Source organism: Acinetobacter sp. CWB-B33 (assembly GCF_039655955.1).
In the GTDB taxonomy this organism is placed as follows: Bacteria; Pseudomonadota; Gammaproteobacteria; order Pseudomonadales; family Moraxellaceae; genus Acinetobacter; species Acinetobacter bouvetii.
Genome location: NZ_JAGFEU010000002.1, coordinates 1 through 13,257, shown reverse-complemented (window position 1 = coordinate 13,257; position 13,257 = coordinate 1). Strand labels below are relative to the sequence as shown.

The window sequence follows — 13,257 nt, the reverse complement described above, 5'->3', positions numbered from 1 at the left end:
TGAATGATCAGCACAGCAGTAAAACGGCAGCGCCTTATTGGGCTGTATTAATGTTCATCGGCGCCGCATCCACCATATACAGCGCGCTGATAATTATTTTTGCGCATGGCTTTTACAGCACAATTTAAATTCAGCATTCCCCCGCTCCAGCTCATTTTCGCCTAGAATAGTGTTTTAGTCAGGAGGTTTTGCAGATTGGATCATTTAAAGCAGCAGCGCGGTGAAAAGGTTATCTTGGTCAGTGTTTCGGTACAAATGCTGGAAGATTTGGATGCCGAAGAATTTCATTTGCTTGCACAGTCTGCAGGCGCTGAAATTCTAGAGCACGTTCATGCGCAGCGCATCAGACCCGATGCCAAACTGTTTATTGGTTCCGGCAAAGCCGAAGAAATTGCAGCCCTTGCAGAACAGCATGAAGCGGATCTGGTGATTTTTGACCATGCGCTGACCCCGGCCCAAGCGCGCAATCTGGAAAAAATCATGCATTGCCGCGTGGTTGACCGCACCGAATTGATTTTAGATATCTTTGCACAGCGCGCGCGCACCTATGAAGGCAAGCTTCAGGTTGAACTGGCGCAGCTGCAGCATCTGTCTTCCCGCTTAATCCGCAGCCGCGGCGACTTAGACAGTCAAAAAGGCGGCATCGGCTTGCGCGGGCCGGGTGAAACGGTTTTAGAAACAGACCGCCGCCTATTGCGCATCCGCATGGGGCAGCTGAAAGCTAAAATCGAGAAAGTCAAACAGACCCGTACGCAAGGCCGTGTCGCCCGTCAAAAAGCCGCTGTTCCAACGGTGTCTTTAGTCGGCTATACCAATGCCGGAAAATCAACCCTATTCAACATTCTGGCAGACAGTGATGTCTATGCGGCAGATCAGCTGTTTGCAACGCTGGATCCGACGCTACGGCGCTTGAATTGGGATGGCATCGGCAATTTAGTTTTGGCCGATACGGTGGGCTTTGTCCGCAACCTGTCGCACTCTTTAGTGGAGTCTTTTAAAGCGACGCTGGAAGAAACCGTTGAAGCGACTTTACTGCTGCATGTGATTGATTCCAGCAGCCCAGACATGCTGGAACAGATTGAAGCGGTCGAAAAAGTGCTGAAAGAAATTGGCGCAGACGTGCCTGTGCTTCAGGTGTACAACAAAATTGATGCCACGGGCGAGCAGGCCAAAATCATTTATACGGCGCCGCACCAGCCCGGCCGTGTCTATATCTCGGCGCATACGCAGCAGGGGCTCGACCTTCTCAGGCAAGCCGTGCATGAATGCCTGATGGGCAATATCCAAAGTTTTGAACTGAACTTAAAACCCGCGTACGGCAAGCTGCGCAATCAGCTGTATGAACTGAATGTGATTCAGTCTGAACAATATGATGATCAAGGCAATCTGCATCTGCATGTCATCATGGCGCCGCATAAATTAGAACAGCTGATTAAACAGGCGCATTTGCCTATCTCTGAAATTTTAGGCGACCGCGCCCGCCTATTTCAAAAACCGCTTGAAGAATTTGAAATCAAAGACTAAATCGGTTAAAACGTGATTAGTTAAATTTTAATGAAAGATCAAAATGGACTGGATCAAGCGCATCGACTGGAAAGCATGGATAGGTACAATTGCTTTAATTATCATCTTCCGTGAAGGTGCCGTCTGGGTTATGAAACAATTCGGCCACCCGGAACTGGGCAATTTAGCCGGCCTCATCAGCCTGCTGTCGGTGCTTGCTTTGTGGAGAAAATTCAAGAAAATTCCAGCGAGTTTAGTCGATACCAACAACAAGATTATGAAAGAAAGCGCGTTTGCCTTTCTGCCGATCAGCGCAGGCTCACTGCTGATGATGATGCATTTAGGCGATGAAACGCCGATGTTCTTAATCGTCCTGTTCGTCAGCACCCTCATCCCGCTTTGGGTGTATGCAAAAATGTCCAAGAAGTGGCTGTAGGAGAATCAACATGCTTGCAATAATTTCCGCATTCTTCATCACATTGATTGCCTATCTTGCGGCCAAACCGATTAATAAAAAATTACCGCAAATTCCAGTCATTGTGATTGGCATGTTTTTTGTGATCGGCATGCTGTATCTCTTTGGCATCCCTTATGAAAACTACATGGCGCAAGTGAACCCGCTGTTCAACACCTTACTGGGTTATGTCACGGTGGCCTTGGCGATTCCTTTAGCGGCAATGCGCTATGATGATTTGCCATTAAAGGCGGTAGGCGGCATTTTAGTCTTTGCCAGCATCAGCGCTGTTGCCTTGCCGATGGGATTGGCGTACCTGCTTCACTTATCTGATCCGACCATTATGGCTTTTGCAACCCGGGCAGTGACCACCCCGATTGCCATTAACATCGCCGCGCTGCTGCATTCGCCCGTGCCGCTGGTCATCTTAATTGTGATTCTTTCCGGCGTAATTGGCGCTGCTTTTTCCCCTTTAATTTTACGGCATATCAACGATGAACGCGCTTCCGGCTTAGCGCTGGGACTGGCTGCGCACGCCATCGGCACAGCTCAGGCATGGCAGCGCGGCAGTGTGGCTGGACGCTACGCCGCGTTTGGCATGGCCGTGAATGCGGTCTTTACCGCTGTTTGGCTGCCCTCATTTATCTTTTTCCTGCAAAAAATGTGACTGAACAATCATTTTTAAACAATTGTTTTGCCTAAAAATCCAGCATATGATCAAGAGACGTTTTTCATATTAAAAAAGGATGATTTTGATGGGAAAATTTCAATTGACCGCTGCGCTAATGCTGAGCAGTTTTTCAAGCATGCTTTGGGCCAGTGATATTTCGGGGCTATGGAAAAATATTGATGACAAAACGGGCTCTTCAAAAGCAGTCCTGGAAATCCGCCAAGAATCTAACGGCACTTATACGGCTAAAATTATCAAAGTCACGCCGCGCCCAGGCTATACGCCTAAAGAAACCTGCGTAAACTGCCCTTCACCCTATACCAACAAACCGATTCTCGGCTTAGATGTATTGACTGGGTTAAAGCCAAGCGGTGAGAACAACTATTCCGGCGGGAAAATTCTCGACCCGCTTTCAGGAAAGCTTTACAGCACCAAAGCGAAATTAAGCCCAAATGGCAAGCGTATAACTCTGCGCGGCTATGTCGGAGTTTCAGCATTAGGCCGCAGCCAAACATGGATACGTCAGGATTAACCGCAACCGCGCAGCTGTTTTTTATTAAAATGCTGTTTTAAAATATTTTTCTAAAGCTCAGTTGCATAATAGCTTCACCTTGCATAGCATAAAATTAGATTCAGAAATTGGATTTCAGGCGATAAAAAGGAAGAATAAAAATGCAGAGAAATATTATATGGGCTTCATTCGCAGGTTTGCTTTCATTCAGTTCTACACTCTTTGCCCAAGATCTTACGGGAATTTGGCAGCAGATTGATGACAAAACAGGATCCCCTAAGGCGCTGATTGATATCCGCAAAGAACAAAACGGGACATTTACCGGAAAAATCACCAAAATCACGCCGCGTCCCGGCTATACTCCGCGTGAAAAATGTGTCGATTGCCCTTCCCCTTATACCAACCAGCCTATTCTTGGCTTAGATGTTTTTAAGAATTTAAAATCTGACGGTGAAAATGTGTACTCTGGAGGGAAAATCCTTGATCCGCTTTCAGGTAAAATTTACAATTTGAAAGGCAAGCAGTCAGCTAACGGTAAACGCTTGCTTTTAAGAGGATATATTGGCATATCCGCGATTGGCCGTACACAGACATGGATTCGCCAAGATTAAAGTTTTATATCCATATCTGTTTATTTTGTGACGAATCATTTAGGGGTTTTATGAAGCGGAATTTGAAATTGGGGCTCCTTTTGCTTGGCGCCGCATTTAGCGGTTCAGCATTAGCGCAGGACTTAACAGGCACTTGGCAATCTATTGATGATAAAACAGGGTCGCCAAAAGCGGTTATTGAAATCCGTAAAGAAGATAATGGCACCTACACCGGTAAAATTGTCAAAATTACGCCTCGACCGGGCTACACACCTCAAAAGACATGCAATGACTGTCCAGCGCCTTACAAGAATCAGCCTATTTTAGGCATGGAGATTCTCAAGGGCTTAAAATATGTTGACGGCACCGGCAATTATGAAAAGGGCCGTGTCATCGATCCGCTTGCAGGAAAAGTGTATAACGCAAAAGTAAAACTGAATGCGACCGGCAAACGCCTCACTTTACGCGCCTATATGGGGGTTTCAACCTTAGGCCGCAATCAGACTTGGCTGCGCATTGATTAATTTTATTTCGAAAAAAAGCCGCAATTATTTGCGGCTTTTTTATTGTTTCTGCTTTTACAGAAGAATCATTTTAGAACATCGGATTATCCACACGGAATATTTCCTGATCCTCCAAACGGCAGGCAATCAGCTGATTGCCCCAGACGCAGCCGCCATCGACATTCTGTATGCGGTCAGAGATTGTTCTTCCCTGCAATGCCGCCCAATGGCCAAAGAAAATTCGGTGGGTTTTTGCAGCCTGCGATTCAAATTCAAACCACGGCCGGAAGCCCTCGGGCATCGGCTCATCCAAAGCATCTTTGAAGCTGAATTCCATGCGGCCTTCAGCATCTGTGAGGCGCATGCGGGTCAAATAATTGGTAATGCAGCGCAAGCGCTCATTGCCTTGCAGCTCATCCGACCAAAGCGCTGGTTTTTTACCATACATCTCTTTTAAAAAGCTATCGAGCACAGCAAGGTCATCATGGCCTATCACCGCCTCAACTTCTTTGGCTAAGGCCACAGCCTGCGCTGCAGTCCAATTGCAGGGAATGCCGGCATGCGTCAGCACCGTACCGTCATCCGGGAGCAAGCACAAAGGCTGCTTGCGCAGCCAGTCAATCAAATCATCACTTTCCAAGGCATTAATCACGTCTTGGGTATTGTCCTGTTCCTTGATTTCTTTGATGCCGCGCGCAACAGCCAGCAAATTAAGGTCATGATTGCCCAGCACCGTGGCGGCTGCACCGCAGTCCACCAGCTTTTTAATAAAACGCAATGCGCCAATTGAGTTTTCACCGCGCGCCACCAAATCGCCAGCAAACCAGATAAAATCCTGATCCGCATCAAATTGAATATGCTTCAGCAATGCTTTTAAAGCTTCAAAACAGCCCTGCACATCACCAATAACATAGTTATAGCGCGCCATCTTATGCATCCACCATCTGATCCGCCAAAGCGACAAATTGCGCTAGGGTTAAAGTTTCAGGACGCGCCATCGGATCAACGCCAGCACTCTCGAAACCATCTTCCGCCAGCATGCCTTTTAAGCTGTTGCGCAATGTTTTGCGGCGCTGCGTAAAGACATGCGAGACCAAGCGCGCCAAGGCTTTTTCATTTTTCGCCACAATCGGCTTCACTGCATAAGGCTCTAAACGAAAAACGGCCGAAGTCACTTTTGGCGGCGGGTTAAATGAGCCAGGCGGCACTTCAAACAAAAAGGTCGGTTTGCAGAAATACTGAATCATGACGGACAGGCGGCCATATTCTTTGGTGTTCGGCGATGCCGTAATACGATCCACGACTTCTTTTTGCAGCATGAAATGCATGTCTTTCACTTTGTCGCCAAATTCCAAGAGATGGAACAGCAATGGCGTCGAGATGTTGTATGGCAAGTTGCCGACTACGCGCAGCGGGCGGCCATCCTGAAATAATTCAGTAAAGTCATACTTCAGCGCATCCGTCTCAACAATGGTCAGACGCTCTGGATGCGGAACACGCCCCGGCAGGCCGGCAGCCAAATCACGGTCAAGCTCGACCACAGTCAAAGCGTCACATTCGCCAATTAAAGGTGACGTTAAAGCGGCTAAACCCGGGCCAATTTCCACGACATTATCGCCGGCGCGAGGATTAACTGAACGGACTATTTTTGCAATGACACGTTGGTCATGTAAGAAGTTTTGACCAAAACGCTTGCGCGTGTGATGCCCTTCATCTTTTGGGTTTAAGGCATTAATTTGATACATAAAAACATTTCCAACGTGAGTAATGGGTAAAAATCAGCGGCGAGCCAAATCGAGGGCTAAATCAACAGCGGCATGCAAGCTTGAACTTTTTGCCAGTCCTGTACCCGCAAGGGAGAGCGCTGTGCCATGATCTACAGAAGTGCGGATAAAAGGCAAACCTAAAGTAATATTAATGGCTTCACCGAAGCCTTGCGATTTTAACACAGGTAAACCCTGATCGTGATACATCGCCAAAACGGCATCCGCATCTTTTAAATTTTCTGGGGTAAATAAAGTATCGGCCGGCAAGCTTAAACTCATATTCACACCTTGAGCGCGGTAGCTTTCCAGTACAGGATTAATCACGTCAATTTCTTCCATGCCCAGATAACCGCCCTCGCCGGCATGCGGATTAAGGCCGCAGACCAAAATATGCGGATGTTCAATTTTGAATTTGGTTTTCAAATCATGAATAAGGATATCAATCACTTGATGCAGGCGCTCTTGCGTAATGGCATCCGGCACATCACGCAAAGCCAAATGCGTTGTTGCCAGAGCCACACGTAAAGTTTGAGTTGCCAGCATCATCACCACCCGTTCTGCACCCGCAAACTCTTGGTAATATTCGGTATGGCCGCTGAAATGCATCCCAGCTTCATTAATAATCGACTTTTGCACAGGCGCAGTCGCAACGCCCACACTTTTTCCCGACATTGCATAATCCGCAGAACGGCGCAGCTGCTCCAGCACATAGGCCGCATTCTTGACATCCAGCTGCCCCATCACCACAGGATTAGCTAAAGGCACATGCTCTACATAAAGTTGACCTTGTGCAGACGTTTCTGTTTGCCCCATATATTCAATGATTTGAATATCTTGTTTCAGCATATTGGCACGATCACGCAGCATGTTGATGTCTGCCAGCACCACAATTGGACGTTCATCAATACGTTCTGCCAAACTCAAACAAATATCCGGGCCAATTCCAGCAGGTTCACCGCTGGTCACATATAAAGGAAGCATGAGGTTCTTCTGCATTATCAATTGCTCCTATTTTAGTACAAATTTACAGCCTAAAAAGCTTATACAGCATTGCTGCGTAATTTTAGGTTCACCCTGAAAGCAATAAAGGGCATTCTCCGCAGCTGCAGCGCAAACCAAAAAACCTGTTAAATTCCGCCTGTCTGGCGCTATGTATCTTTTTAGCTTATTTTTTAAACCGCATGCTAGGTTTTTCATTTAAAGTGGTATAAAATACAGCGCTTGAAATTTAATATTTTCATTTGTGATTCTTCACGTTTTCGTTTAGAATCGCGTCTCCTTTTGTTTGGACAGATTCCATAGTCCAAACCAACTATAATAGGTAGTGGTTTAATGAAAACTCTCAGCGCTAAGCCAGCTGAAGTTCAACACGACTGGTACGTTGTTGATGCTTCTGGCAAAACTTTAGGTCGCCTTGCGACTGAAATCGCTCGTCGTTTACGCGGTAAGCACAAAACTTCTTATACTCCTCACGTTGACACTGGCGATTATATCGTTGTAATCAATGCTGAAGAAATTACTGTGACTGGTAAAAAAGCTCACGATAAGAAATACTATCGCCACACTGGTTTCCCTGGTGGTATCCGTGAGACTAACTTTGAAAAGTTAATCGCTCACAAACCAGAAGCAGTTTTAGAAAAAGCTGTTAAAGGTATGTTGCCAAAAGGTCCTCTTGGTTATGCAATGATCAAGAAAATGAAAGTGTATGCAGGTACAGAGCATCCACATGCTGCTCAACAGCCACAAGTTTTGGACATCTAAGGGATAACAGCACATGGCTACTAATTATGGTACAGGTCGCCGTAAGACCGCAACTGCACGTGTTTTCTTGTCAGCTGGTACAGGCAAACTCGTAATCAACAACCGTACTCTTGAACAGTATTTCGGTCGTGAAACTGCTCGCATGGTTGTAAATCAACCTCTAGAGCTTTTAGAAGCTACTGAAAAATATGACCTTTACATCACTGTTGCTGGTGGTGGTATTGGCGGTCAAGCTGGCGCAATCCGTCACGGTATTACTCGCGCATTGATCGCTTCTGACGAAACGCTTAAGCCTGCTCTTCGTCAAGCTGGTTTCGTTACTCGCGATGCTCGTGAAGTTGAACGTAAGAAACTTGGTTTACGTAAAGCGCGTAAACGTCCTCAATTCTCTAAACGTTAATTCGTTTACCGAATCGGACAAAAAAGCCTTGGATTATCCAAGGCTTTTTTTATTCCATCAATCAAGCAAAACAGCGTATAAAACATTGACGTGACATCATTAGCCCCTCCCCAAAGAGCAGACCAATAACACCGTCTTCAATAGTTTTTACAATGAGGTCAGCATCAGCCTCAAAATAAGAAGCAGGATAGCTTGATCCGGCCGCAACCAGCTGATCATCCAAAAAAGAATGCCGCGCCGTGCAAAGAGAAGTGCTGTCAAATTCCAAGATCAGGCAACATCGATTAATTCAAACTGTTTCGTGATTTTATGGGTGTTTTTTAGTATCCTATCTCATTCAAAACAGATTGTTCAGGATTTATGTCACTCGAGAATGCCCCTCCTCAAGGAATCACGCTGTATAGCCATGCAGATGATTTTCGATCCCACTGGATCCGCTATGTCCTTGCGGAAAAGCAAATCAAGTACAATCTGGTTTTGACCGATGAAGATGACGAAGATCTCGCCAGCTTAAATCCTTACAATCAGCTGCCCATGCTGGTAGAAAATGAACTGAAGCTGTTTAAAGCCAGCATCATTTCTGAATATATCGACGACCGTTACCGTCAAAATAAGCTGTATGCCGATGCTCCAGCGCCGCGCGCAGAACAGCGCCAGTATATTTGGCGCTTTGAGCAGGACTGGCTCAATCTTGCCGATATCATGCTGCGCCATGCAGATTCATTGGATATCAATGCTCAAAAAAAAGCGCAAAGCAAACTGCGGGATACACTGGTCTCACTCACCCCATTATTTCAGCATTTTCCCTTTTTCATGTCAGAGCATTTCAGTATCCTGGACTGCATGCTGGCGCCCATTTTTTTACGCTTAAAAACGATGGGAATTATTCTGCCTCAACAGCACTGCCGTCCGATCCACCTGTATTGCCAGCGCATTTTCAACCGTCCTGCTTTTGTAAAATCCATGACATTGCAGGAAAAAAACCGTTACAGTGAATTATTGTCGAATTAATCGAGCCCCATATGTCTGAACAAGAATTAAACCTCAGCCCAACCCGCCCTTACATGGCCCGCGCCATTTATGAATGGATTTGCGATAATCAGCTCACACCTTACCTGCTTGTGGATGCAACGCAGCCCAATACCATGGTGCCAGAGCAGTTTATTCAAGACGGCCAAATCACTTTAAATCTTGTACCGCATGCAGTACACGCCTTAAACATGAGCAATGATGCAATCACCTTCTCTGCACGTTTTGGCGGTGTTTCACGTGATTTGTACGTACCGTTTTCAGCGGTGCTTGGCATCTATGCCCGTGAAAATGGCCAAGGCTTATTCTTTGATCCAACTGAATATCAGCATATCCAAAATAGCGAAGATGCTTTAAAATCAGACACTGAACAAAAAAATGAACCGCCAAAGAAAAAACCTAGCTTAAGGCTATTAGATTAAAAATATGGAGCAGTAAAATGGCTTTTGACTTAGTACAGTACTTTGCAGAACAATTAGAGACTCAAAAGCCTGAGCTTCTCCCCCATCTCTCCAAGGAAGATAAGCGGAGCCATATTGCTGAAATAAATGCTTTAACGCTCGGTGAGCTCATTAGCCAATGGCGCTTAAATGACAAAAAAGTTTATCAAGAAATTACTTCTCCAGATGATTTATACGTGCAGGAAGTTGCACGGCATTTAACAACCTCTAAAGAAAACGCCTCCAGCCTTCCCCGTACGGAGCTCGAGGAATTAACCGCTGCAATATTCAAGCGCCAGCTCACCGAACTGAAACAGCTGCATGATACAGGCAATCACACTCTGCAGAGCATCCGCGAACTGCTGCTTGGCCAAATCGAGCATTTATCCGGGCAAGCCGACAATTGGGTTTGGTCAACAAACAACCTTTTAGAATTAAAAGGTTCCAAACCTATAATTGCAGATGAGCTATCATTAGAGGAATCAATGAAGGAGTTCAATCAAATGGTGAATCAGCACACAGGCCACGAACAGGAAGAAACTGCCCCGATCATTCCAGCATGGTCAAAAGTCGCAGAACCTCTTGTAGCCGTTGTTATTTTATGGGTACTTTATTCTGCTGTTTGCAATATATTTGCTTAAAAGAAAACATAAAAAAAGATCAGTAAATACTGATCTTTTTTTATGTCAATATTTCAGAATACCGACTAAATTTATCAACAATGTATACTTTTGTAAAAAAATGAAAATAATGATGAACATTTCGCATATATTTTTACCGAATTACATTTCTTTACACAAATTTAAGGCAGTAAAAAAAAGAGCGTTCAAACACTAAAAAACAAAATAATCGATACTTCCATCACGCTTAGCATCAGGCCATTTGTAAAAAAAAAAGACAAAAATACAAGCAAATTAACGCATCAAAATTATTTTATTGAAATGTCATGCCCCCCTCCTATAATTAAATTAAGTAATTAACAAAGTCTTTAATTACCGGCTTCAACACAATAAATAATCATTTACAAAACCAGTAAGAGGGAAAAAATCATGGCTAAAGTTTCATTAGATTCACTTACCAATATTGATGGTTTTATTGCGGCAGCGCTTGTTGATGGGGAAAGCGGGCTAGCGCTTGCAACACAAGGCGGAGGCGGAATTGATTTAGAGCTGGCGGCGGCGGGGAATACTGAAGTCGTACGCTCAAAGCGCCGTGTAGCTCAATCATTGAACTTAAATGACCATATCGAAGATATTCTGATTACGCTCGGTAAACAATACCATTTGATCCGTCCATTGGAACAAAATGCAAATGTCTTCCTGTATCTGGTTCTTGACCGCTCTAAGTCGAACCTCGCAATGGCTAGGCATGAGCTCAAAGCTTATGAAAAAGAATTAGACTTTAGCTAAATACCTTAAATTCCCTGCATATCAAAATATGCAGGGAATTTTTAATTGGCCTACACAAAATTCCACAAGCAGATAGAGAGATAACAATGAGTAAGCAATATATTAATATTGCAATATCAGGTTTAAGTATCCATGATGCGGAGGAGCTGAAATCCCAGCTTGGCAATATTATTAATGAAAAATTCTCCATCCAATGGAAAACAGCTTCAGACATTAATTTAGACTGCTTATTTATTCATGAAAATTTCTTCGAAACCGAGGGAATACAACGAGTTCTGAACAACCGTAAATTTCCATGGCTTAAAGTTGCCAAAGATGACTCCCTTTGCGGAAAATTAAGAAATAATACCTTGTATTTGCCGTTGCTTGATTCAGTAGAATTAGATGAATGGATTAAAAACTATATTGTTCAAAACAATCAGCCAATAGATGATGAGGCAAAACATATAGCTAATCAGCATCTCTATACAGTATTGCCTGAAGACCACCATTTCTCTGAAAGCTATTTTAAAGAAATGCATAATGCTGAAGCGCATAACAAATTGCACATTTTTGACACGCACGGATCACTCGGCGTCATCGATATTGCAAACAATCTAGCTTACAGCAATCCAGAAAGAACTTTAAATCATACAGATTTCAGTTTTAATTATGATTTCGCATCAACGACAGATCTGACTAAAGTATCTAGAAAAAACAGCCACATTCTTCAAGATTGGATTTGGAACTTATTCTGGAAATCGCCTAATTTTTATCAAATAGCGCCGGATGATGGCCACTACCGCATCCATTTTTGGCCTAAGCCTTATGATACAAAGCACCGTAAAAAAATATTCCAGATGTCTGCGTGTTTTGTGCAAGGCGCTAAAATCTCAAAAATTGCAGAGCAGCACAATATTCCAATAGAAATGGTGCGCCAATTTATCGCCGCCAATATGGCTGCTGGAAATATCAGCAAAATCAATCTTTGGGATAACCATTACACTCCCCCTGAAAAAGCAGACACTCATTCCGAAGAAAACATGATTGCAAGCTTTTTTGGAAAATTACGCAGAAAATTCGGTTTCTAGCGACAGGAGAAGTTGCATGATTTTACAGCAATACAAAATAGTATTTGCAGGAACAATGGGCGCTGGAAAAACAGAGGCCATCCGTTCGCTTTCAGACATACCAGTGCTTCTTACTGAAGCATTTAATACAGATCAAGAAAGCCATGCAAAAATGGAAACCACTGTCGGCATTGATTATGGCGAAGTAACGCTAGAAGATGGCGTTAAAATTGGCTTATACGGCACCCCTGGGCAAAGCCGTTTTGATTTTATTTGGCCTGTCATTTGCCAAGGCGCGATAGGCGCAATTATTTTAATAGACCATAATTGTGATGCGCCATTGCAAGAGCTTGAAACCTTTTTAGAAACTTTCCAAAACTATACGGATAATTTTGCGATTGGCATTACACACGTTGATGTTAATAGCAACCATCACTCATTGTCCATTTATAAAGAATGGCTAATTGGGCAAGATTTATTCTGCCCTTTATTTTTTATAGATGCCCGAAAAAAAGAAGATGCTTTGCTTTTGCTTGAAGCCCTTATTACAGCTGTAGAAGTCAATCACAACATTAGCGCTTAAGGAGCATATATGTTCAATATTAAAGAAAAACGAGCTGCTTCAGCTGAATTGATCGACAAAGCAAAGCAAGAACTGCAAGACATCATATCCAATGTGCGCGGTGTCAATTTTGTTATGGTTTGTTCAACTGATGGCTTTGAACTTGCCAGCCTTTATAAAAGAGATATTTACAATAAAGGCAAACTGGCTGCTGTCAGCAGCTCAATTTTGGCGATGGTTACGGCATTTACGCAAGAAATTCACCTAACAGGCTGTCAATCCATTACATTAGATGCCGAAAATGGTAAAGTCGTACTTTCCGCGATACCTGCAAAAAATCATCCAATGATTATTGTTGCTATGGCAGATAAAGATGTTTTATTGGGACAGCTCTTATATGCTATTAAAAAGACAACTCATGCTATTAAATCAGCCGATTTAGAACTGATTTAACGAATAGATTCCCCCTTTTAAAGCTATTTCCCACGCATAAAAAAACACCCCTAACTGCTTGAGTTAGGGGTGTTTTTCGAATAATGAGCTGGCGATGACTTACTCTCACATGGGTAACCCCACACTACCATCAGCGCTAAGAGGTTTCACTTCTGAG

18 protein-coding genes are annotated in these 13,257 nt (G+C 44.0%); 15 read left to right on the top strand and 3 right to left on the bottom strand.

Features of this window, described 5'->3' with window-relative positions; genetic code table 11:
* The first annotated feature begins 195 nt into the window (after positions 1 to 195).
* The 6 genes from hflX (at position 196) to JZ784_RS06305 (ending at position 4,252) form a co-directional block, all read left to right on the top strand.
* On the top strand, positions 196 to 1,524 hold the full coding sequence (gene hflX / locus JZ784_RS06330; protein ID WP_346314274.1) for a ribosome rescue GTPase HflX: 1,329 nt from the start codon (positions 196 to 198) through the stop codon (positions 1,522 to 1,524).
* Between the two features lie 43 nt (positions 1,525 to 1,567).
* On the top strand, positions 1,568 to 1,939 hold the full coding sequence (locus JZ784_RS06325) for a hypothetical protein (RefSeq protein WP_005007756.1): 372 nt from the start codon (positions 1,568 to 1,570) through the stop codon (positions 1,937 to 1,939).
* Between the two features lie 10 nt (positions 1,940 to 1,949).
* The gene (locus JZ784_RS06320; RefSeq protein WP_005007753.1) at positions 1,950 to 2,624 is read left to right on the top strand and encodes an LrgB family protein; all 675 of its coding nucleotides are present in this window, start codon (positions 1,950 to 1,952) and stop codon (positions 2,622 to 2,624) included.
* A gap of 88 nt (positions 2,625 to 2,712) precedes the next feature.
* Positions 2,713 to 3,159, top strand: a complete 447-nt coding sequence (locus tag JZ784_RS06315; RefSeq protein ID WP_346314273.1) for a DUF2147 domain-containing protein — start codon at positions 2,713 to 2,715, stop codon at positions 3,157 to 3,159.
* 140 nt (positions 3,160 to 3,299) lie between these two features.
* Positions 3,300 to 3,749 (top strand): DUF2147 domain-containing protein, encoded by a 450-nt coding sequence (locus JZ784_RS06310; protein ID WP_005007750.1) that lies wholly within the window; start codon positions 3,300 to 3,302, stop codon positions 3,747 to 3,749.
* A gap of 50 nt (positions 3,750 to 3,799) precedes the next feature.
* The gene (locus JZ784_RS06305; protein ID WP_005007748.1) at positions 3,800 to 4,252 is read left to right on the top strand and encodes a DUF2147 domain-containing protein; all 453 of its coding nucleotides are present in this window, start codon (positions 3,800 to 3,802) and stop codon (positions 4,250 to 4,252) included.
* A 70-nt stretch (positions 4,253 to 4,322) separates the two neighbouring features.
* Here the strand turns inward: JZ784_RS06305 and JZ784_RS06300 are convergent, their stop codons facing one another.
* The 3 genes from JZ784_RS06300 to pdxA are packed head-to-tail and all read right to left on the bottom strand — an operon-like array spanning position 4,323 to position 6,993.
* Positions 4,323 to 5,168: a symmetrical bis(5'-nucleosyl)-tetraphosphatase gene (locus tag JZ784_RS06300; RefSeq protein ID WP_346314272.1), complete on the bottom strand. Its 846-nt coding sequence runs from the start codon at positions 5,166 to 5,168 to the stop codon at positions 4,323 to 4,325.
* A complete protein-coding gene (gene rsmA, locus JZ784_RS06295; protein ID WP_005007744.1) occupies positions 5,161 to 5,976 on the bottom strand; it encodes a 16S rRNA (adenine(1518)-N(6)/adenine(1519)-N(6))-dimethyltransferase RsmA in 816 nt (271 codons plus the stop codon). Before rsmA ends, JZ784_RS06300 begins: the two co-directional genes overlap by 8 nt.
* Positions 5,977 to 6,009: 33 nt before the next feature.
* Positions 6,010 to 6,993, bottom strand: a complete 984-nt coding sequence (pdxA, locus tag JZ784_RS06290) for a 4-hydroxythreonine-4-phosphate dehydrogenase PdxA (protein WP_346314271.1) — start codon at positions 6,991 to 6,993, stop codon at positions 6,010 to 6,012.
* 336 nt (positions 6,994 to 7,329) lie between these two features.
* On the opposite strand from pdxA, the gene rplM reads away from it, so the two are divergent.
* From rplM to JZ784_RS06245, 9 genes are all read left to right on the top strand, one after another.
* A complete protein-coding gene (gene rplM, locus JZ784_RS06285) occupies positions 7,330 to 7,758 on the top strand; it encodes a 50S ribosomal protein L13 (RefSeq protein WP_005007737.1) in 429 nt (142 codons plus the stop codon).
* Between the two features lie 13 nt (positions 7,759 to 7,771).
* The gene (gene rpsI, locus JZ784_RS06280; RefSeq protein ID WP_005007735.1) at positions 7,772 to 8,158 is read left to right on the top strand and encodes a 30S ribosomal protein S9; all 387 of its coding nucleotides are present in this window, start codon (positions 7,772 to 7,774) and stop codon (positions 8,156 to 8,158) included.
* 360 nt (positions 8,159 to 8,518) lie between these two features.
* On the top strand, positions 8,519 to 9,169 hold the full coding sequence (locus tag JZ784_RS06275) for a glutathione S-transferase N-terminal domain-containing protein (RefSeq protein ID WP_005007733.1): 651 nt from the start codon (positions 8,519 to 8,521) through the stop codon (positions 9,167 to 9,169).
* An 11-nt stretch (positions 9,170 to 9,180) separates the two neighbouring features.
* Positions 9,181 to 9,609: a ClpXP protease specificity-enhancing factor gene (locus tag JZ784_RS06270; protein ID WP_346314270.1), complete on the top strand. Its 429-nt coding sequence runs from the start codon at positions 9,181 to 9,183 to the stop codon at positions 9,607 to 9,609.
* 17 nt (positions 9,610 to 9,626) lie between these two features.
* The gene (locus tag JZ784_RS06265; protein ID WP_346314269.1) at positions 9,627 to 10,268 is read left to right on the top strand and encodes a hypothetical protein; all 642 of its coding nucleotides are present in this window, start codon (positions 9,627 to 9,629) and stop codon (positions 10,266 to 10,268) included.
* Positions 10,269 to 10,676: 408 nt separating this feature from the next.
* Entirely contained in the window at positions 10,677 to 11,036 is a 360-nt protein-coding gene (locus JZ784_RS06260; RefSeq protein WP_005007727.1) for a hypothetical protein, read from the top strand.
* An 86-nt stretch (positions 11,037 to 11,122) separates the two neighbouring features.
* Positions 11,123 to 12,106, top strand: coding sequence for a hypothetical protein (locus tag JZ784_RS06255; RefSeq protein ID WP_346314268.1), 984 nt, complete (start codon positions 11,123 to 11,125; stop codon positions 12,104 to 12,106).
* A gap of 16 nt (positions 12,107 to 12,122) precedes the next feature.
* The gene (locus JZ784_RS06250) at positions 12,123 to 12,668 is read left to right on the top strand and encodes an ATP/GTP-binding protein (protein WP_005007723.1); all 546 of its coding nucleotides are present in this window, start codon (positions 12,123 to 12,125) and stop codon (positions 12,666 to 12,668) included.
* A gap of 9 nt (positions 12,669 to 12,677) precedes the next feature.
* A complete protein-coding gene (locus JZ784_RS06245; RefSeq protein ID WP_346314267.1) occupies positions 12,678 to 13,100 on the top strand; it encodes a roadblock/LC7 domain-containing protein in 423 nt (140 codons plus the stop codon).
* Positions 13,101 to 13,257 lie beyond the last annotated feature (157 nt).